The sequence below is a fragment of the Methanoregula formicica SMSP genome (assembly GCF_000327485.1).
In the GTDB taxonomy this organism is placed as follows: Archaea; Halobacteriota; Methanomicrobia; order Methanomicrobiales; family Methanospirillaceae; genus Methanoregula; species Methanoregula formicica.
The window spans coordinates 2108912-2128387 of sequence record NC_019943.1 but is presented as its reverse complement, the minus strand read 5'-3'; the positions used below and the strand labels follow the sequence as shown (position 1 = coordinate 2128387).

The 19476-nt window shown below is 51.9% G+C and carries 16 protein-coding genes; 6 read left to right on the top strand and 10 right to left on the bottom strand.

The window, feature by feature from the left end; translation table 11 throughout:
• Positions 1–301 precede the first annotated feature (301 nt).
• The 4 genes from METFOR_RS10600 to METFOR_RS10585 form a co-directional block, all read right to left on the bottom strand.
• Positions 302–1480 carry a C39 family peptidase gene (locus METFOR_RS10600; protein ID WP_048110941.1) on the bottom strand — a complete coding sequence of 393 codons (1179 nt, stop codon included), beginning with the start codon at positions 1478–1480 and terminating at the stop codon, positions 302–304.
• Positions 1481–1892: 412 nt separating this feature from the next.
• Positions 1893–2420, bottom strand: a complete 528-nt coding sequence (locus METFOR_RS10595) for an ArsR/SmtB family transcription factor (RefSeq protein ID WP_015286135.1) — start codon at positions 2418–2420, stop codon at positions 1893–1895.
• A 254-nt stretch (positions 2421–2674) separates the two neighbouring features.
• The gene (locus tag METFOR_RS10590; protein ID WP_015286134.1) at positions 2675–5140 is read right to left on the bottom strand and encodes a DNA-directed DNA polymerase; all 2466 of its coding nucleotides are present in this window, start codon (positions 5138–5140) and stop codon (positions 2675–2677) included.
• A gap of 2 nt (positions 5141–5142) precedes the next feature.
• A complete protein-coding gene (locus METFOR_RS10585; RefSeq protein WP_015286133.1) occupies positions 5143–6009 on the bottom strand; it encodes a malate dehydrogenase in 867 nt (288 codons plus the stop codon).
• 52 nt (positions 6010–6061) lie between these two features.
• Here METFOR_RS10585 and METFOR_RS10580 point away from each other — a divergent pair, with 52 nt between their 5' ends.
• Positions 6062–6949, top strand: coding sequence for a dihydroorotate dehydrogenase (locus METFOR_RS10580; RefSeq protein WP_015286132.1), 888 nt, complete (start codon positions 6062–6064; stop codon positions 6947–6949).
• A complete protein-coding gene (locus METFOR_RS10575) occupies positions 6942–7706 on the top strand; it encodes a dihydroorotate dehydrogenase electron transfer subunit (RefSeq protein WP_015286131.1) in 765 nt (254 codons plus the stop codon). Before METFOR_RS10580 ends, METFOR_RS10575 begins: the two co-directional genes overlap by 8 nt.
• Before the next feature lie 16 nt (positions 7707–7722).
• Here the strand turns inward: METFOR_RS10575 and METFOR_RS10570 are convergent, their stop codons facing one another.
• The 5 genes from METFOR_RS10570 to METFOR_RS10550 all read right to left on the bottom strand — a co-directional run bounded on the left by METFOR_RS10570 (position 7723) and on the right by METFOR_RS10550 (position 13325).
• Positions 7723–9225 (bottom strand): ATP-binding protein, encoded by a 1503-nt coding sequence (locus METFOR_RS10570; RefSeq protein ID WP_015286130.1) that lies wholly within the window; start codon positions 9223–9225, stop codon positions 7723–7725.
• A complete protein-coding gene (locus METFOR_RS10565; protein WP_015286129.1) occupies positions 9222–10073 on the bottom strand; it encodes a PAS domain-containing protein in 852 nt (283 codons plus the stop codon). The genes METFOR_RS10570 and METFOR_RS10565 overlap by 4 nt, the downstream gene beginning before the upstream one ends.
• A gap of 137 nt (positions 10074–10210) precedes the next feature.
• Positions 10211–10810, bottom strand: coding sequence for a molybdenum cofactor guanylyltransferase (gene mobA / locus METFOR_RS10560; RefSeq protein ID WP_015286128.1), 600 nt, complete (start codon positions 10808–10810; stop codon positions 10211–10213).
• A gap of 59 nt (positions 10811–10869) precedes the next feature.
• Positions 10870–11328, bottom strand: coding sequence for a methylated-DNA--[protein]-cysteine S-methyltransferase (locus METFOR_RS10555; protein ID WP_015286127.1), 459 nt, complete (start codon positions 11326–11328; stop codon positions 10870–10872).
• Positions 11316–13325, bottom strand: a complete 2010-nt coding sequence (locus METFOR_RS10550; protein ID WP_015286126.1) for an ATP-dependent DNA helicase — start codon at positions 13323–13325, stop codon at positions 11316–11318. The genes METFOR_RS10555 and METFOR_RS10550 overlap by 13 nt, the downstream gene beginning before the upstream one ends.
• Before the next feature lie 57 nt (positions 13326–13382).
• Here METFOR_RS10550 and METFOR_RS16215 point away from each other — a divergent pair, with 57 nt between their 5' ends.
• Complete coding sequence (locus METFOR_RS16215; RefSeq protein ID WP_015286125.1) at positions 13383–13724, top strand: antitoxin VapB family protein; 342 nt, start codon at positions 13383–13385, stop codon at positions 13722–13724.
• Here the strand turns inward: METFOR_RS16215 and METFOR_RS10545 are convergent.
• Positions 13675–14946 (bottom strand): ATP-binding protein, encoded by a 1272-nt coding sequence (locus METFOR_RS10545; protein WP_015286124.1) that lies wholly within the window; start codon positions 14944–14946, stop codon positions 13675–13677. The two genes, METFOR_RS16215 and METFOR_RS10545, sit on opposite strands and share 50 nt — an antisense overlap.
• A 677-nt stretch (positions 14947–15623) precedes the next feature.
• On the opposite strand from METFOR_RS10545, the gene METFOR_RS10540 reads away from it, so the two are divergent.
• The 3 genes from METFOR_RS10540 to cas5 are packed head-to-tail and all read left to right on the top strand — an operon-like array spanning position 15624 to position 19473.
• Positions 15624–17648, top strand: coding sequence for a TIGR02556 family CRISPR-associated protein (locus tag METFOR_RS10540; protein ID WP_015286123.1), 2025 nt, complete (start codon positions 15624–15626; stop codon positions 17646–17648).
• Positions 17623–18711, top strand: coding sequence for a type I-B CRISPR-associated protein Cas7/Csh2 (gene cas7b / locus METFOR_RS10535; protein WP_199483986.1), 1089 nt, complete (start codon positions 17623–17625; stop codon positions 18709–18711). The genes METFOR_RS10540 and cas7b overlap by 26 nt, the downstream gene beginning before the upstream one ends.
• Positions 18712–18720: 9 nt before the next feature.
• On the top strand, positions 18721–19473 hold the full coding sequence (gene cas5, locus METFOR_RS10530; RefSeq protein WP_015286121.1) for a CRISPR-associated protein Cas5: 753 nt from the start codon (positions 18721–18723) through the stop codon (positions 19471–19473).
• The last annotated feature ends 3 nt before the right edge of the window (positions 19474–19476 follow it).

Sequence of the window (19476 nt, the reverse complement as noted above, 5' to 3'; positions counted from 1 at the left end):
GGCACGGCGGGGCAAGGAGGTTTTTTATGCGTTTAGTCACTGAACCGCCGCGGGGGCGCACCGCCGGGGGCGGCGGCATCTATCATGAATGGGGGTATGGGGGCATCAGCCCCCATCATATAGTCGGTTTTTTACATCTCATCTCCAACTGCGATTTGATTATGCGTATCTACCCCCCCCACTGCGCCAGTGTCATCTGCGAGGGGTCGACATCGGCCCAGCTCCAGCCGAGCGATTCGATGATCCGGGATCTCGGCTGCTAGTCGTTGTTAAGGAATCACAAAAAAAGTACGAGGAAGAGTTATCCTCTCATCTTACTGGGAGTAAGGTTGTCGTACACCATAACCTTCTGTTCGAACGGGTTATAACCAACGTATTTTATTTCATTAGCATTGTTCGAGAACTCCCATACCGGCATGAACTCCGACATTGTCTGTTCGCAGGGTTTCCATACAAGGCGTGCATTCTCAAGGTCTCCATAGCCCGCATATTCCAAGGCTTTTCTCGCTTCATCCAGATCAGGTTTTATACTGCTGGCACCCTTCTCCAGTGCTGCACCCGCGCTGAACACAGCTGTATCTCCTTTAAGGTCAACCTTGGAAACTACCACAGGAACTCCATCCTTTTCAAACGGAATCAGATAGTAATCCGGATAATTTTTGTTAAGGGAATGAACGAGCACGGTATTTCCCGGACTACTTCCCTTAAGCTCTTCCTGGAACAGGTTCTGTTTATTCATTTGTTCGCGTGCGAAACCGGCAATGTCAATCTCTGCCGTGATGGGTGTACTTACTTCGGATTCATCCATTAACCGGATGTTTTCAATCTCCTTATCGTAATCAGGAGCGCCGCCGCGGCTTCCCCAGTAACCCTGGACCGTTACCCAGTAATTATCCCAAGTTGAAGAAGGGAAATCGACCTGAGTAAATTCATTCTTCCATGAATTAACAGCATAATATATATTAGCTGACATTGTGTACCAGGGATCCTGCACCCAGACACCGTTGATCTGGTAAATCTGGCCCCCGTACAGGGTATAACTCACACCTTTTACTGCATTCCAATGATACCCCTCATGAATCAACGAGGCTGAAGGGATTCCCCGGTTTACAATATCCACAGCCTGACCCATTATTGCAGCGTCAGCTGAACTCCACTTGTGATCGTCAGTGATAAGATTTGTCACATAGTTTCCCACAACGTCTTCGAGTCCCTGAGGATCGGTGGACCATCCGGATTCGATGTTATGGTTTTGGATATATGTATACAACGTGTTCTGACTTACGAAACTATTGTGGAAATCGATCCACATCTGGGCAACTGCAGAGCCGCAATAATAATCGGTTTCCTGCTGGTAATACGGCACTGCAAGATTGGTATCTGTTGCAAGTACTGGTACTGTCAGAAACGACAGAAGTACCAATAGTAAAACAATACTTCGTAAAGAGTTTTTCATGGTTGTTTGTTCTTCTCCATTCATATGATTTCTTAGGCAGGATCAGAATCCCGGTATTCCTGTGTGGGGTAAGGGAGGTGCAAATCGTAGTATCGCGTTTGTCGGAGGACTTTGTTGTGAAGGTTTCTGAAACATGCCTGACAATGTTTAATCCGGAACCTCTCCGGAAAACGGACTGCTTTATCCGTTATCGGAAATATTCCCTTCCAGCAGAATGTGAAAACATCACTTTCTGGGTACAAGAAAATTTTCTGCAATTCTATTTCAATCCCTGAAAAGCGTTCGGTTTTATCCGAACACAGTGAAATATGAAAAAGTGGAACGGTGTGTGCCCTCCGAAATTCAACTTCACGAATTTACCGGACTATATTACAAAGATATCACAAGAACTGTGAAGGTTGATCCAAGGCCTGCGGACGGAATTACAATGGTCGGATCAGGAGGGCTGGAGGGAATCAGCCTTAAATGATGTTCGGATCCTGAATAGCCGGATGAGAACCAGAATCCCGGCTATGAGAAGAAGAATTCCAATACTGGTTGACAAGAGGTCCGGGTATAAATAACCCGGATAACCTCCACCGTGCATGGGCGTTGAAACGAGCGGTTGCTTCACCGAGAACCAGGCAACGACAAATGCAGTTATGGATCCCGCCAGAAAAAGGAATCCGGTTGTTGTAAGAAGAATGGATATTGGAATTGAATTTTCCGGTGCAAGCAAATTTGCACCATTCTGTGTTATTTCATAATATTTCCACTCATGTTCATCGGGAACGGGGGTGATCAACCCCGCACCAGTCATAAGAGCAAGATGTTCGTGTACTGTTGACTTAGCGATCTTTAACTCGCGTGATAATTCACTGATCGTCCTTCTTCGTTGGGCAAGTTTTTTCAGGATTGTAATGCGAGTATCGGAGGAAAGGACCCGGAACAGTTCTTTTGTGAGGATTATTTTTTCTGAGTTCATTGGATCTTATATTTGAATAATTTATATGTTAAATTTTGCATTCATACGAAACAAATATTATTACACCGGCAATTATGCCCATTCTTGCAGAAAAAGGATCGCTCTGAAAATAATTATGCAGGTGATTGCTTCATCATGAAAATTTTGAGGTGTATCGACAGAAACGTGTACGACAAACACAGGTGCAGAGCGAACTTTTCATTGTACTTGTGTGAAGTGAATTCACCTCATACGGGTCTTTTTTACGGGTGTTATTACCCCAGTCCCCACTGCGCCAGCGTAGTCCGCGACGGATCCACATCCGCCCAGCTCCAGCCGAGCGCCTCGATGATCCGGGAGATCGGTTGTCTGATGGTCTTCTCCAGCATCAGTTCGAGGTCCACCACGAACTCGGGAGGCACCTGGTCGGCGTACTCGAAGCAGAGCACGTCCGTCTTGGGATATTTGGCGGTTACCGTCTTGATGTAAATCCTCTTGGGCTTGCTGCCCTTCCCGAACTCCGTGTGCAGGTACTGGTTGGCATACTTTGCGCCCCGCACCTGTGCATCGTCCGTCTCGTAATCGTCGAGGCTCTTCCCGATCCCGCCGGGGATCCCGATCTCATCCAGCGTGTATTTCCCGGCCCGGTATTTTTTGATCACCTCGCCAAGGAATGCCTTGACCTCGTCGAGCCCCTTGCCGTCCAGGATGAGTTCCATCACGGTTTTTTGCACATGCTTTGTTATCTGCGGTGTGTCGCTTCGCTTGATCTCGAAGCCGACAATGTCCGTTTCCTGTACGTCCTTTCCCTCTTTCCAGACAAGCGATCCTGCGTAGCGCTTCTTCTTGCCTGCCTGGAAGAAGCGGGCATAGATCTTCTCGAATTTGATGGAAAAGAAACTGACATCGGCGTTCAGTTCGGTTTTTGCAAAGACCGGGTAACTCGCGTTGAGCTGTTTTTCAATGCTACGTGCAATCTCGATCGTCTTCTCCCGGTCGAGCGGCGGGAGCTGGATCATGCAGGAGTCCGTGTCGCCGTAGATGACCGTATAGCCCATCTTCTCGATCTCGCGCCGCGTGTGCTCGATGATCGCACGGCCCACGGAGGTGACAGCCGCCCCGATCTCCCGGTCGAAGAGCCGGAACCGGGTGTATCCCGAGACGCCGTAATAGGTGTTCATGATCACTTTCAGCACGTTCTGCTGCATGTCGTACATAATGTACTCGGGAGAGCCGAAGGCGAACGTGTTGCGCAACCGCTTCTTCTCGTCCCGCTCCTTGAGCAGGTCCGCGATGATGCTCCGTGTCAGCCCGTTCGGCTGTTTCCGGAACCGGATCCCGTTGGGTGCCCGGAGTTCGCCGGCAGGGTCTTTTGTCTCCATCGAAGCATTGATGGTCATCATTGCCATCGGATAGAGCGATTTCAGGTCGAGTACCACCACGTTCTCCCGCACGCCTTTGCTCGGCTCGAAGACCGTTGCTCCCTCGAACTCTTCCGCATTGGCAAATCCCTTGGAGGGCAGCACGTAGTTCCCGAACGCTTTCCTGAGCACGTACACGTCAATCACGCTTGACGAGTTCAGGGTCTTGTCAAGCGGGCAGCCCACATACCGGGCGATCTCGCGGTAGAACCCGATGATGTTGTCCTTTTTGTTGATCCCCACGCAGAGCTCCACGTCCTTGAAGTTGTACTCGACAAGGAGCGCCGGCTCCTTTTTCCAGAGATCGGAAATCGTGCCCGTGTACCGGACCTTCTGCTGCCCGAGTTCATCCATTGCAATGGCGTCGAGGCGGTAGGACTCCTTCAGCGTGGAGTGCATCTTCTTGTACGCGGTAAGGAGGTCGAAGAGCGCCCGGCCGCGGAGGGCATTTCTTTCGGTCATACCCGGGATGCGGGCAAGCGAATCGGATTTCAGCCCCAGCCGTTCCATCCTGCCGGTGATGTAGGGCATGTCGAAGTCCACGAAGTTCCAGCCCGAGAGGATGTCCGGGTCGCGGGCAATGATGTATGCCGTGAATGCCCGGAGCATCGCGGGTTCATCGGCATACGAGCAGATCGTATGGGTGCCCTCGCGGAAACACCCATTATCAAGGCCGCCTTCCTTCACCTTCACGGCAACGGCGGCCGGAATCTGGCTTCCGGAGAAGAGGAACGTGGTGTAGTCCTCGTCGAACGAGTCATAGCAGGTGATGCAGATGATGGCATCCCGCTGGGGATCGGGGAATCCCCGCTCGTCCTCGCACTCGATATCGATGATGCAGGTCCGGGCCGGGGCATCGATAGCGATCGGCGTTATTTCCTGCCAGTCGATGTTCTCTTTCGGTGCTGCAACGCCTCCGGTCAGGCCGGTGTCGATCATGAACCGGGTGGCAAACGGGATGTCTGCCTCGAAGTGGCGGTACCGCTCGCGGACATCCCGTACATCCGTGGGCCGCTGGGTGAAGAGTCTCCGGAGCTGCTCGCCGCGGATCGAGCGGTAGGTGTTCCCAGTCTCGAGCGTTGCCTGCGGGGGGATTGGTGTGCTTTCGGCCTGGTCGGCCGGAACATAGAAGTAGGGCCTGAAGCCCGTCACATCCAGCCGGACAGCCTTTCCGCGTGTGTCCCTTCCGAAGATGTGGATGACGGGCCCGCCCGGTGAGTTGCTGTACTCCACCTGGTTGATCGCGATCCGGATGTCGCGGGAATAGGAGTCGAGCGTGCAGGCCGCGTCAAGGCAGCTGCCGGTGGACTGCGAGGCCATAGTTAGGTCACCACCTGAGTACAGAGCGACGCAACGAACTGTCCCGCATCGGCCATCTTGTCGAACTCCCATGCGTCGAGGTCCCACTCCGCGATTTCCCGTATACCCTCTTTGCAGACACGGACGGGGACACCAAGCGAGCACCCCTCCAGCCCGTACTCTCCATCCAGTACGGCAGAACAGATAGCCGCTTCTCCCGTATCCTTCAGGATCATCCGGGCAAGCCGGGCAAGGTGAAGCGCCGGCCCAAACACGGTTCCGCCCTTGCCCTTTATGACATCCATGCTCGAGCCCTGCAGCTCGCGGAGGATCTCCTCACGGGTCTGCGTTTCTACGGGCACGTCGAGCCGTGAGAAGACCGGCACCTGGTGCTCGCCATGCTCCCCCATGACCGAGGGCTGGCCGGGGATGTTCCGCTGACGGAGGGCGAGGTCGAACCTGCTGCTGTCGAGCTGGCCCCCGAAACCAATGCAGCGCTCGCGGGGGATGCCCGTTGATCGACAGAGCGTATAATTATTGATGTCCATTGGATTTGTGACCGTGACAAGGATCCCTTCAAACCCTTTGAGCATCCCGGCGCAGGATCTCGTTGCCGGCAGGTTGGCAAGGAGCAGGTCTGCCCGTGTCTTCACTGAGGGGTCCCGGGGCATCCCGGCCGAGAAAATGCAGAGGTCGGCATCCCGGATCTCGTGTTTGTCAGTGCTGATCGCAATATCAAGGCCCGTATGCTTCAGGTCGAGCACCTGCGCCTTTAAAAGGTCAGGGGCAGTGTCGAACAATACCAGTTCGTCGGCAATACCGAGCGATGCTGCAAGGTACGCGACTTCACCGCCGATCCGTCCTACCCCGATCACTGCTAGGCGTGCCATCTGGTACCAATATGGGTTATGCTAATAATAAATAACGACCATTTCCTGATGAATGGTTACCATCAGGCCGGGCCCGGTGAATGTTGGCGGTGTTGAGTTGCAGAATCATCTTCTCCTCGCGGCCGGCGTCCTCGGGACAACCGGCGCATCGTTATCCCGGATGCTCCTGCTCGGTGCGGGGGGCGTTGTGACCAAGTCCATCGGGCCTCTCCCGAAGGAGGGCCATAGCGGCCCGTGCCTTGTGGCACTCGAAGACGGCCTCCTGAACGCGATGGGGCTCCCCAATCCTTCAAAGGAGTTCGTGGACGAACTGGCACCCTTGGCAAAAAAGCCCGTGGTCGCGAGCATCTTTGGCGGCAACCCGGAGGAGTTTGCCGAGGTTGCCGGGTGGTTCTCCGGCAAGGTCGCGGCAGCCGAGCTCAACCTCTCCTGCCCCCACGCGGAAGGGTACGGGGCGGCCATCGGGAGCGACCCTGCGCTTGTTGAGGCCTGTACCCGCGCCGTTGTCAGGACCGGCCTGCCGGCATGGGTGAAACTGACGCCGAATGTCACGGATATCACCGCGATCGGAAAAGCCGCGGAGAAAGGCGGGGCGAGCGCGATTGTTGCGGTCAATACCGTGAAGGCGATGCGTATCTCTACCGGTCTCCGGCGCCCGGTGCTCGGCAACCGCTACGGGGGCCTCTCGGGCACTGCAATCTTTCCCATCGCTGTCCGGTGCGTGTACGAACTGTACGAGGCCGTGAAGGTCCCCATCATCGGGTGCGGGGGTGTCTCGACTGCCGATAATGTGGTGGAACTGATGATGGCCGGTGCATCTGCCGTTGAGATCGGCAGCGCAGTGCACGGGGATATCCAGGTCTTTGAGAAGATCCGGGCCGCCCTGTATGCAAAGGATGGTGTCATGGCGAGTGAGATCGTGGGGTGCGCCCATGGCTGACGGGACACCGGTAACCGTAACGATCACGCGGATCCTGAACGAGACGCCGAATATCCGCTCGTTCTTCTTTGACCAGCCGTTCGTCTTCAATCCGGGGCAGTTTGTCATGGTCTGGGTCCCGGGTGTGGACGAGATCCCGATGGCCCTCTCCTCCCTGAACAGCATCACCGTGCAGAAAGTGGGTGATGCAACATCTGCCCTCTTTTCCATGAAGCGCGGTGACAAACTCGGGATCCGGGGGCCGTTTGGCAACGGATTCACGCACGGGGAAAAAGTGCTCGCGATAGCAGGCGGGGTCGGTGCGGCACCGCTCCTCCCGCTTGTCAAGGCTGACTGTGTCATGACCATGCTCCTTGGGGCAAAGACGGAGTCCGAGCTGCTCTTTTTGGACCAGCTCGACGAATGCACCGATGTCGTCATTGCAACGGACGACGGTTCGCAGGGCAACAAGGGTTTTGTCACGACCTTGCTGGATGACCTGAACCTTGCCTTGTATGACAGGATTGCTGTCTGCGGCCCGGAAGTGATGATGCGTTCCGTGCTCGCCAAAGTGACAGAAAAGGGCGTCCTTCACAAGACCGAGTTCTCGCTCCACCGGTATATGAAATGCGGCATGGGCGTCTGCGGGTCATGCTGTATCGACCCCTCCGGCCTCCGGGTCTGCCGCGACGGCCCGGTCTTTTCAGGAACGATCCTGCAGAAAAGCGAGTTCGGCCACTATATGCGGGACGCAAGCGGCCGGAAGAAAAGCATCTGAACGGCCCGTGATCAGGTTACCCGGCCTCTTGCGGTGCGCCCTGCTCCAATAATCCGAAGCGGAAGGCCCCCGCCGGCACCCGTATCTCGAATCGTGCGCCGCAGCCCGGTTCACCCGTCTCCACGATGGTAATCCCCGTGGTATCCAAAATCTCCTTTGCAAGGAACATCCCGTATCCCGTGTTCCGGTAATATTCCCGGCGGAAGATTTTCTCTTTTGCGCCGGCTGGTATGCCGATCCCATTGTCCTCGTACAGGAGGACGAGATCATCACCGTCCCTGCGGTGTGTCACCCGGCAGGTCGTGACCTTCATACCATGGCGGAGAGAATTCTCGAAAAGATTGTAGAAGACTTTTTCTAAAAGAAGGTCGGCGTAGATCGCAAGGTCGCCCACCTCCTTCTCCACGTGGATGTCCCCCATGTCCAGGTCTTTTACCGCATCGTCGATAGTAACCGAGAGGACCTGCCAGTGGGGCGACCGTGAGCCGATAAACTGGTAGTTGCGGGTGAACCGGATCTGTTTCTGGATCAGCTGGGTGATCTGTCCGATCTTTTTTAAGTGCCCGATGGCCTCGGGGTCGGAGATCTGCTCCTCCGCAAGCGAGAGGTACATGACAATCGCGGTTATCTGGTTGAGGATGTCGTGACGGGTGATGGAGGAGAGCGTGTTGAGTTTCTTGTTTGCCAGCTGGATTGCCTCCTCGAACTGTTTGCGTTCCTCGATCTCGGCAAGGAGGCTCTCGTTTGCCCGCGTCAGTTCCCGCGTGCGATCGATGATCCGTTCCTCGAGTTCGACCCGGGCCTTGTGGATCACCCGCTCGGCAAGTTTCCGTTCGGTGATATCCATGACAGAACAGATGATGATATCGTTCGGGGAGGTTGATGCCGAGAGGATGAACTGACGGATATCCCCGTCACGGGTGGAAAAGTGCAGCTCGATATCGCCGGTCTGTGGGCGGGCCTGGATCTCGCGGGTGAAGGACTGGTATTGTGCGCTGTCCGTGAAGATCTCCCTGAGGTCTTTTCCCACAAGCTCGTTTCTGTCATACCGGAGCATGCGGGCACATTTCGCATTCAGCTCCCCAATCTTCATGGTGTCAAGACCGAATGTGAAGATCCCTGCCTGGGAGTTCTCGAAGATGTCGCGGTACTTCCGCTCCTCTAAAACAAGTCCCTTGGCAAAGGATGATGTGACTACGCCAATTGTCACGAAGATGACGAACCATGCCGTAGACACCGCGACGATTGCCGGGTTGAAACTGGTGAGGGAATAGACCAGCACCAGGTAGATGGTGCTGACAAGGAGCGTGAAGATGACACCGTGGTCGGGATAGACGTAGACAAAGAGGATGATCGGGAGGAAGTAGAGGAACGGGAAGACTTCGTTGATCCCATGCGTGAGGGAGAAGATCGTCGAGGCGATGGCAACTGCGACGCTTGCCACGATGGCGGTGGACCAGAGGCCCCGTGCCGTGCCGGGCAGGATGCGGGGGGCACCACCGGACGGGATGGCGATCATTCCTCGTCCTCCAGGTCCTTCTTGGACCCGGGTTCCGGTGTGAGGATGGTCTTTGTCACCCTGCGCCGTTCGAGGATCTCGGCCTGAAGCTGCGCGTTTATCTTTTCCAGGTGTTCCGTCCGGGCACGGACCTGCACATCGAGTTCTTCCAGGGTCTTCTTGATCTCCTCGTCAGCGACCTTGCTGCCGGTCATATCGATCGCAGAACAGAGCACGCGGTTCCGTGACACAAGTACAGCCGAGACGATGAACCGGTGCTGGGCCCCGTCCCGTGACTGGAAGACCCCTTCAGTCTCCAGGTTCTGCGGACCGTTCCGGATATCTGCGATGAACTGGTCGCGCTCGGACGACCCGGTCCAGGTCTTTGAGAGGTCCTTTCCCACCAGCTCGCTCCGGTCATAGCGGAGCCATTGCGCGAACTTGGCGTTTGCCCCGAGGACCTGGAGGGTCGTGAGATCGAAACAGAAGATTCCGTCCTGGGAATTCACAAGGATGCTCCGGATCCGCATTTGCTCGTCGATGAGTCGCGTTGCGTAGGACGAGGAGACAACCCCGATGGTGATGAAGATGGCAAACCATGCTGTTGCAATCGCAATGTGTTCGGGGTTGGTGAAGTCGTACAGGTAGATCATCCCGATATAGGTGAGACTGACGCCAAGGGAGAAGAGAACTGCGCGCTTCGGGAAGAAGTACACGGAAAGGATGATGGGAAGGATGTAGAGGAACGGGAATATCTCGAAGATCCCGTGAGTTAAGGAGAATACCGTGGTGATAACAGCGCCAATGGTCGCTGCGGTGATGATGAACAGGTGAAGGACTTCCTCGTTCTCAGGGGAGATCTGTTTCATACTCTTCGTGCACCTGCCTGCAGCTCAGCAGGCTGTTTCCCGGCAAATGGTAATGATCTATCGATTGGTTTCATCACATATATTTTAAGGTATTTGTGCTGCCCGTGGTGTATACGGCGAAAAAGACGGACGGCCCGTTACAATGCAGCATTGTCCCCGTTGATCTGTTCGAGGTCCTCGAGCTTGTTGATATTCGTGAAAGACCGGAGTTCCGGGTCGAACTGCCTGAGGTCGTCCACGGGCACATACAGCGTATCGATGGACCGTATCATCGAGCGCAGTGAGTAGGATTCATGGGTCTTGAGGTACTCCAGGATAGTCTCGCGGCGGTATACGGCCATGAGGGGTTCGAGAAGGTCTGTATTCCAGCTGGGAATGGCTGCCTGGTGTTCACCAATAGCGGAGAAGAGGTACGAGACAACCCCTGCATCAATGCAGGGCATGTCGCAGGCAGAGACGAAGAGCAGGTCTCCCTGTGCAGCAAGGGTGCCGGCATGGAGCCCGCCAATGGGACCGATCCCCTGGCGGATGTCAGTGATACACCGGACGCCCTTCAGGTGGTCAAAACGGCGGCACTGTTCCGGGTCACGTGCAACGAGGATAATCTCATCTACGAGCCCCCGCAGCGTATCAACGAGCCGCTCGATGAACGTCCTGCCCTGGTACCGGAAGAAATACTTCTCCTGCCCGTTGGCACGGCGCGCCTCGCCCCCGACCAGTATCACTGCAGATCTCATCTCTCGTGTGCCGCTCCCGTAGCTGTCCAGAATAGTTTAGATCTTCCCTATGTAGTAGTTTACGGACTAGGTTTCAGCAGGACCTTTCTGCCCTTCTTCTCCATCTCCAGCAGCAGTTCCTTGATCCCGATGTCTGGAGAGAACCCCCCGATCCCCGTTGCCGCAACAACCCGGTGGCAGGGGATGACAAGCGGTGTGGGGTTCCGGGCCATTGCCTGCCCGACCACACGGGGGGATGTACCGACATGGCGGGCGATCTCCCCATAGGTCGCGGTTTTCCCGTACGGGATCTCCCGCACGGCGCGGTAGATGCGGCTGTAGGGTGTCTCGCCCTGCATCGCAACAGAGAAAATCCCCCCCAAGTCAATGGGCTTTCCGGCGCAGTACTGCCGGATCAGGAGCGGGACGCTCCCTTCGATTCCCGTCCGCGAGAACCGGATGCGGCTGACTATGTCGCCGTTCCAGTACACATGGACATGCCAGAGCCCGAGCCGGCAGGAGCCGCTCATGGTTTCCATTGCGCAAGCACCTCGCGGAACCGGTCACAGTCGCATGCGATCATCTCTTCCTGGATCCATGCCGGCAGGGCATCTTTGACCTTCTTTTCCAAAAACCGTTTCTCCCCGAGCACCAGCACGCCCCGGTCCTCCGGGGTTCGCAGCACCCGCCCGAGCGCCTGGAGCGAACGGTTGACGGCCGGCAGGGTGTAGCAGAGGAACTCCCCCTCGGGCCCGAACTTGTGCCGGTAATACTCGATCATCATCTTGCGCACCCGGTTGAACGGGGCGAGCGGGAGACCGATCACCATCGCGCCTGCCATCATCTCGCCCCGGTAATCGAGCCCCTCGCTCCACTTTCCCCCGGCAACGGCAAACATAACACCGGATTCGCGCCTAGACGGGAGAGAGAGGAACTCAGTCAGGGCAGCACCTGCCCCGGCAGCATCGCGGGGCTCGATGAAGACTTTCTTGCCCCGGATATCCCGTGCGGTCAAATCCGCGTAGGTCTCGAGGATCTGGTAACTGGGGAAGTAGATGGCACGGTTGCCTTTCAGGGAGGAGAAAGACCGTATGTATCCTGCGATACGGTTTGTGTTCTCCTTGTTCTGCCGCATCGAGTACGCGGTGGTGATGTCGTTTGCGCAGACAATGAGCCGGTTCTCCTTCGGGAATGCATTGGGGAGGGAGAGCGTGGTCACGTTGCCGTTGCCGAAGTAATACTTCCGGAAGCTCTCGACCGGCGAGAGTGTGCCTGAGATCAGGATGGCGCAGGCATGGGAGCCGCACACTTCAGAAAGCGAAGCTGCGGGATCGATGCTGCGGACTTCGAGCGTGATGCCGGACTCCTCTTTACGATATACGGTGAGGAACGCCGGATCGGTTGCGGAGTTTGAAAGCCGAAGAAGGAATTCCGTCAGCCGCTCGATCGCGGTTTCGCGAAACTCCCCTGACTTCTGGTTCTTCTCGCGGATGGTTTCCGACAGGCCCATGAGGTCGTCCACGATCTCGTCCATATCCTTGTAGAGCGATTCGCGGACAATCATCCGGTCGAAGATCGCGGGATCGAACCAGTCCTCGGCCTCGACCGAATTCTGCAAGCCCCGGATGAACTCCGTGAGCCGGGGCAGCACATGCCGGACCGCCTCTGCCCCCTTGTGCCGCCGGGCCATGCCGGAGAGTTCGCGCGAGGCCTGTTCGAGGTCCCGTTCTTCCATGGTCACGCTCTCGATCCCGGTGATCACGTCCCCGCAGTTGTGCGCTTCGTCAATTAAGAGGAGGATGTCCTGTTCCTCGACCCCCAGGTTCGCATACAATTGTTCGCGGATCTGCCGGTCGAAAAGATGGTGGTAGTTAAGGATAACGACGTTTGTGTTCTTTGCGGCATGCATCATCAGCTCGTACGGGCAGAGGCCGGATGAGTATTCAGTGAGATCCCGCGGGGGGACCGGGTTTTGGATCACGCGGTCGGCTTTGTTACGGAGCTCGGTCGAGGGAACCATCCGCACTCCAACGCCTTCAGCGGGAACGAACATCTTGCTGTTGATATAATAGGGGCAGAGAAGCGGGTGTTCCCTGTCCATCCTGCGGATCTGCTGGATGATGAACGGATCCTTTGCCGGAATCATCGCCCCTTTCTCGGCCCGGTCCCGCATCAGCGAGGTACTGAATGCCTTGACCCCTTCGCAGCGCCGGTATACGTCGCCTTCCCCACCCAGTGGGCACATGCTCTTCTTGCCAACGAGATACACGGTTTTGATCTGCGGGGCTTTCTTCTTCACGAGCTCAAGCTCGCGGATGAATGTCGTGAGCTGGCTGACCGTGCGGACAGCAATCACAACCTTCCGGCCTTTGCGCTCGGCAAGGAGCGAAGCAACCACGCTCGATTTCCCGGAGCCGGTCGGGGCATCGATCATCGCAATACCGCCATCGCGGGCAACCGTGGCTGCGACCTCGAGCATGTGGCGCTGGCCGGGCCGGTACTCGCTGTACGGGAAGAAGGTGTCGATGCTGTTCATTTCTTCAGCTATATTGGCTGCTGGAGGTTTTATGGGTGTGGGGCAGGGCGAAAGTGAGTGCAGGAGGAAGTGCCGAAAGAGTGTAACTATGGACGCACCCTGTATTTACCGGTGACAAAAACTCTCCGCCTCACGGAATCTGCGTATCACGCGCTCAAGGCCCATAAGCGGCCCGGCGAGACTTATTCCGATGTGATCCTCCTCCTCACCGGGGGCGGGGAGAAAAGAGCCTGCGATTTTTTACAGACAATCGATGCCGCGGTCAGGAGCGAGATCGCAGGATTTGTGAAAATGAAAACGTCCGAGCTTGATTATGTAAGACCCCGGAAGGATTGCCAGGCAACCCGGCCTAGATTGCATCGTCATTCTCCAGCAGCCACTTCCAGACCGGCCGGATGATGATTGTCCTCCCTTCGACCCGCAGTTCATCATCCTGATCGCTGGTCAGGATCAGGCCACGGTCCAGCCTGAACTCATCCATCGCTTCAGCGAGGCCTCTAATCTCCCGCTCCCGGTTTTCTTCCGTGAATTCATAACAGACCTGGATTGCGCCGGTAATTTTTTTCCGGTCAACGAGGACGAAGTCGCATTCCCGGTTCTTCGTGAAGTAAAAGATCCTGCTTCCCCGCCGCCTCAGTTCGATATAGACGATATTTTCCAGAAGCCTTCCTTTGTCCGGGGAAAGGGAGAAGCCGCTGATGATACTGAAAGCGGTATCGATACAGTAGATCTTGCGGGGCGAGCTCAGCTGTTTTTTCACCGAGTAGTCGAACCGCGCGAGTTCGAAGAACAGGTATGCCCCGCTGAGATAGGATATGTACTCCTTGACTGTGATGGCATTCATCAGCCCGAGACTTTTTTTCAGCGAGTTGTACGTAAACGGGAGTGTCATGGTGGATGCAAGGATCCCGACCAGCTCCCTCACCAGTCTCTGCCTGCGGATGGAATATCGTGCAATGATATCCCGGTACAGGATGTTGTCGTACAGGGTTTTGATATAATCCGTGTCGCGATTTCTGAGGTATTCGGGCATCCCGCCGCATTCCGTGTAGCGCCCAAAAGCCCGGACAATGGTTGCTTTTTCTTCAGCCAGATACAGCGATTCTTTGCGGACTGCGATGCCCTGTAACCGGAGGTATTCGACAAACGAGAACGGGTATATCTCAAAGAGTTTGTACCGGCCGGTCAGTCGGGTCCCGAATTCCTTGCTGAACAGGGCTGCGTTGGAGCCGGTGAGGATCACTTTCTTGCCGCGGTCCTGGAGCCTTCGGACAAACGTTTCAAACTTTTCCACGTTCTGGATCTCGTCAAAGAAGTACGTAGAGGACGGCCCGTATATTTCCATGAGCACTTCATCGAGGATGGAAAAATCCTCTGCACGGAAACTGAGCAGCCGCTCGTCTTCGAAATTGACATAGCAGTAGTTCTTCTTTGTCTCCATGATTTGTTTTATGAGCGTGGACTTCCCGCATCTCCTGATACCGGCAAGGATGATCACCCGGTCGTCATCCAGTGCGGCGAGGACCAGGGGAAGGATCGAGCGTTCGATAAAATCCCCTGGTTGTTCCATCCGGGCTTTCTGCTGGATGACGAGTTGCCGCAGCAGCTCTTTCGAGACCATACTAATTACTAATTAGCAGAAACGATAAAGGTTACTCATTGGTAATTAGCAGAATGAATTTTGCCGGCGTACCTTATGAGTTCTTCACTCCTCTTCGTACTCATCGGAATCTTTTGGCAATCCGGGCCCTGTACGAGCCTGGATTGTCCCTCCAGGTACCCCTTCTCTGGTGGTATCTGCAAAATCAGGTGCACTTTTGCTCAGTGTTTTCGAAATCCATGGATATTGGTCAATTTTAGGCAAACGGGCGATTTTCCGTGGTTTTGTAAAACGCTTTTGTACGCTTTTGGGAGGCAGAAGTAAGGGGGAGGGGTAGTGCTGTACGGTCCGGATGAAAAGAACGCCTGTTTTCCGGCCAGATTTCGGGCTCCCGAAGTGCGGGTCACATTACCTGTCACAGGTCAGATACAATCGAAGAATGCTTGCGCATTCTTCTCCTCCTCCAGATCGGAGGTCCTGTCGGACTGTGGCGGGTATTTTTGAAGAGGCCGGATCTGCACTATCATTAGAGGGGTTTGGGGGGGTTCTACCTTCGGCCAGTATCACTTTCACACCATCAAATCAGCAAGTATATAGATGGTAAAGGTAAATGGAGGATCGTTGAATAATGCAGGGGAGATAATTAGACACGATAAATTTGTGCAGGAATAATTTTCTTTTTGCAATGGGACGATACGATGATTGAAGCGATACGGGAGATTGGGGAGTACGCAAATAAGGGCGCTGGTGATAATCTCTTAGATAACTTCTCAAAAAAAATCCCCCTTGAAATAAAAAAGAAAAAACAACACGTAATTATTTTTAATTTCGACACAACGAATCAGACAATAACCTGTGATTATGAAGAAGTAAAACCGGATTCGGGAAAAAAATATCTCTGGCTGGGAAACAATCCCAGAAATAAGCCGCAAATTTATTTCACATCAGATGTCTTTCCTTTCATTTTTGGCGATGCAATATCAAATATTTTGGAACGAGTTGATAATCCGCTAAAAAATGAACTGCAAATGGTTCTGGAAAAATTTTTCATTGCTATATCTTATAAAGAAAAAAAGGATGAGAGAAAAATTTGGAGAGTTGATTTCACAAAATTCTCCTTACCTACAGATCTAAGACCTACCTTCTCTGAAAAAAATAAGGAGTTATTAAAAGAATTATCCAGTCCGTCACAAAAAAAGGATCAAGCAAAAAAGAATTCAAAAAAATATCTCGAAGCATTAAGTAAAAATATTCTGACTTCATTAAAATCAAAATTAGCTTCTGATGACGTTTCCATATATACAATAAAACTAAACGGCTCTTCACTTGCAGCGCGACAAGAGTATCGAAAAATGTTATCAAATGAAAAAATCGGGTGCCTCTTCGATCCGAAAGATACAAATTATAAAAAATATCTCAATCGTCAAGGCAATTGTTCCTTATGCAATAAGAAGAATATAGCAACAACAAGCACTGCAACAAATTTGAGTTTTAAATATTATATGACGGATAAATTGGGTTTTTCATCAGACCTTGATGGGAAATTCACAAGAAATTTTAACATCTGCGAAACTTGTTACGGGAACCTACTATCTGGAGAGGCATTCATTAAAAATAATTTGAAAATTAAAATCGGGAAACTCAATGGTTATGTGATTCCAACTTTGCTGTTCAAGAATCTTGAATTGGATTATGCAAGATTCGCCCGGTATATTACTCATAAAAACAATGCTGTATCAAATCTAACGGTACTTCATATCTTTGAAAAAGAACTGAAAAATTTCAGAGATTTTGAAGAGAATGAAAAGAATAATTTTGTGATAAATTATCTCTTTTACCGATCAGAACAGGGAAGAGATTTTAAAATTTTAAGGTTGATTAAGGATGTTCCTCCGAGTCGGCTCGATACAATTCTTGATATACAACAAAAAATTGCATTGAAGATCGATAAAGGCTATCCGGTTCAGCAAGGCTTTCTGAAAATTTCCTTAAAGAGTCTCTATTACACAATTCCAATTCGCATTGGAAACAAAGACCGTACATATTCGACAAAGTTTTTAGACATTATCGATGCTGTCTTTGCTTCCAGATCGATCGATTACTCTTTGTTAATCGATCAGTACACAGAACTATTGCGCATCATCTTCCATAATCGGGGAGGTTACAATGTTTCCTCAGAAAGTCATCTTTGGCGGAAAGTACTGCAACAGAATTTTGCATTAGTATTCTTTAGGGAATTAAACTTATTACGAGGATTTACTATGGAAAAGGTTAGTGATATTGGATCTGTTCCGGTTGAGATCAATAAATTCTGGTCTGATATCGGGGTGTACGATGATCCCCGGAAAACATTATTCCTCCTTGGATACCTGATAGGTGGAATTGGCAATAAACAGTGGAAAGCGGGACATAAAAATAAGCCCATACTTAATAAGATCAATTTTGAGGGAATGAATGTCCAGGCAATTATTCGCTTGACAAATGAAGTATTTGAAAAATTGGTCCAATACAAAATTCTGAAACTTCATGAATCGCTGTTTTACGAGTATAAGAAAATGATTGACATATACAGCCAGAGTTGGAATCTGTCCAATCAGGAAAATGTTTTCTACATACTTTCCGGGTATAGTTTTGCAACATACCAAGCGATATCCAGAGGAGAGCAAGAAGCACCGACTGAACAGGAAACCGAAGAAGATGAAGGAGGAGATACCGATGAGTAAAAAGACAACAGATATGAGTGTAACGGCGGCGAATGTTGCACCGTCAGGAAAAACGATGACAGAAAAAGTGACGATCGCGAACAATCATGAAATATTGTTTGTCTACGATGCGAAGATGTGCAATCCAAATGGCGATCCGGATAATGAGAACAAACCCCGGATGGATCCTGACCGGGAAATCAATCTCGTTTCTGATTTACGACTGAAAAGGTATATCCGCGATTATTTCGAGCAATATCTCGGGGAACCAATTTTTGTCTGTAATATCGATGGTAGATCAGTCACATCTACCGGGCGATTAGAAGAACTTGCTCGGGAAAAAAATATGGATAAAGCAGATCTTCTGAACGATGATAAATTCCTCATGGATAATCTGATGGATGTCCGGTTTTTCGGGGCAACAATGACAATAAAAGGATCCTCGGAAAAAGAAGAAAAAGCCGGGTCAAAATCTACCAAATCCGGATCCAAGAAATTCACCGGTCCCGTTCAGTTCAACTGGGGATATTCGTTGAATAAAGTAAATATCATGGAATCTAGTGGCATTACTTCACATTTCAGCTCTGAAGCTGGGAATAAACAAGGGGCGATGGGTAAAGATTACCGGGTAGATTATTCGCTGATTGCTTTTCACGGTATCATCAGCGCGAAGAGAGCTGAACATACATCCCTGACGGATAAGGATATTGAATTATTCGATCAGGCCATCGTTAACAGTATCCCGCTCATGGCAACGAGAACAAAAATCGGGCAATATCCACGACTCTATCTTCGTATCGAATATAACTCACCGGAGTTTTTCCTTGGAGACTTGAGGAAATACATCTCGATCAGCCACGATCCAAAAATCCCGATTCGTTATGTTTCGGATTACACACTTGACGTATCCAAACTCAAGACACTCTTAGAAGATAACAAAGACAAGATTAAATCAATAAAGTGGTGGGTGAGCCCAGAATTCCACGTAAAAGATGGTGAAATCACCAAGCAGTTCGAAAAATTGGGGATGGAGAAATTACATCAAATAACAATCAAACCAATCGAAAAGAAATCTCCTGCTTGAGGAAGAATCGTGAAAGAGATTCTCATTTTTGATCTCAAAGGTCGCTTGGCACATTTCCGGAAGTATTTTACAAATTCTTCTTCATTGAGTTACACATTCCCCCCCAGGACAGTAATTTCCGGATTGGTTGCAGGATTACTGGGTTATGAACGGGATTCATATTATGAGAAATTGAGCGACTCCCATTGTAAAATTGCCCTCGCTCTGAAAACGCCCGTAAGAAAAATGATGCAAACCATGAATTACCGTAATTCGAATAAAAAGTTTTCAATTGAGGATTTACTATCTGATAATCCAGATATCGAACCCGCCCAGATTCCGCTAGAGATTATTTGCCCGGTTGACGATTCAGAAATCTCGTACCGAATATATATATCGTGCGCATCCATTCACGAGAAATTAAAGAATCGACTGGAACAGAAATTGTTCGTATATCCCGCATACTTGGGGATTACAGAATTTTTAGGGGAAATTGAATTTATTTCCGAAGGGACGGTTAATGAAATTCCTTTTGATAAACCCGTGAACCTGAATTCTGTATGCCGGAAGAGTGCAATCGTTGATCGGGGATTAAAATTTGAAGATATAACTGCACAATATCTCCTAGAAAAAATGCCGGCGGACTTCTCCGGGAAACGTGAAGTTACCCGGTATGAAGAATATCTCTTTGAAAAGAATGGGAAAGCTATTGTTGCGGCCTTAAAAGAACCGGCGTACCAGGTATCCTATCAGGGAAAAACTGAAAATATCATGTTCATGTGATAT

Bases quoted from the DNA above. Each gene is read 5' to 3' on its own strand.
- METFOR_RS10600 (WP_048110941.1), bottom strand. From the start codon at position 1,480: ATGAATGGAGAAGAACAAACAACCATGAAAAACTCTTTACGAAGTATT.
- METFOR_RS10595 (WP_015286135.1), bottom strand. From the start codon at position 2,420: ATGAACTCAGAAAAAATAATCCTCACAAAAGAACTGTTCCGGGTCCTT.
- METFOR_RS10590 (WP_015286134.1), bottom strand. From the start codon at position 5,140: ATGGCCTCGCAGTCCACCGGCAGCTGCCTTGACGCGGCCTGCACGCTC.
- METFOR_RS10585 (WP_015286133.1), bottom strand. From the start codon at position 6,009: ATGGCACGCCTAGCAGTGATCGGGGTAGGACGGATCGGCGGTGAAGTC.
- METFOR_RS10580 (WP_015286132.1), top strand. From the start codon at position 6,062: ATGGTTACCATCAGGCCGGGCCCGGTGAATGTTGGCGGTGTTGAGTTG.
- METFOR_RS10575 (WP_015286131.1), top strand. From the start codon at position 6,942: ATGGCTGACGGGACACCGGTAACCGTAACGATCACGCGGATCCTGAAC.
- METFOR_RS10570 (WP_015286130.1), bottom strand. From the start codon at position 9,225: ATGATCGCCATCCCGTCCGGTGGTGCCCCCCGCATCCTGCCCGGCACG.
- METFOR_RS10565 (WP_015286129.1), bottom strand. From the start codon at position 10,073: ATGAAACAGATCTCCCCTGAGAACGAGGAAGTCCTTCACCTGTTCATC.
- mobA (WP_015286128.1), bottom strand. From the start codon at position 10,810: ATGAGATCTGCAGTGATACTGGTCGGGGGCGAGGCGCGCCGTGCCAAC.
- METFOR_RS10555 (WP_015286127.1), bottom strand. From the start codon at position 11,328: ATGGAAACCATGAGCGGCTCCTGCCGGCTCGGGCTCTGGCATGTCCAT.
- METFOR_RS10550 (WP_015286126.1), bottom strand. From the start codon at position 13,325: ATGAACAGCATCGACACCTTCTTCCCGTACAGCGAGTACCGGCCCGGC.
- METFOR_RS10545 (WP_015286124.1), bottom strand. From the start codon at position 14,946: ATGGTCTCGAAAGAGCTGCTGCGGCAACTCGTCATCCAGCAGAAAGCC.
- METFOR_RS10540 (WP_015286123.1), top strand. From the start codon at position 15,624: ATGATTGAAGCGATACGGGAGATTGGGGAGTACGCAAATAAGGGCGCT.
- cas7b (WP_199483986.1), top strand. From the start codon at position 17,623: ATGAAGGAGGAGATACCGATGAGTAAAAAGACAACAGATATGAGTGTA.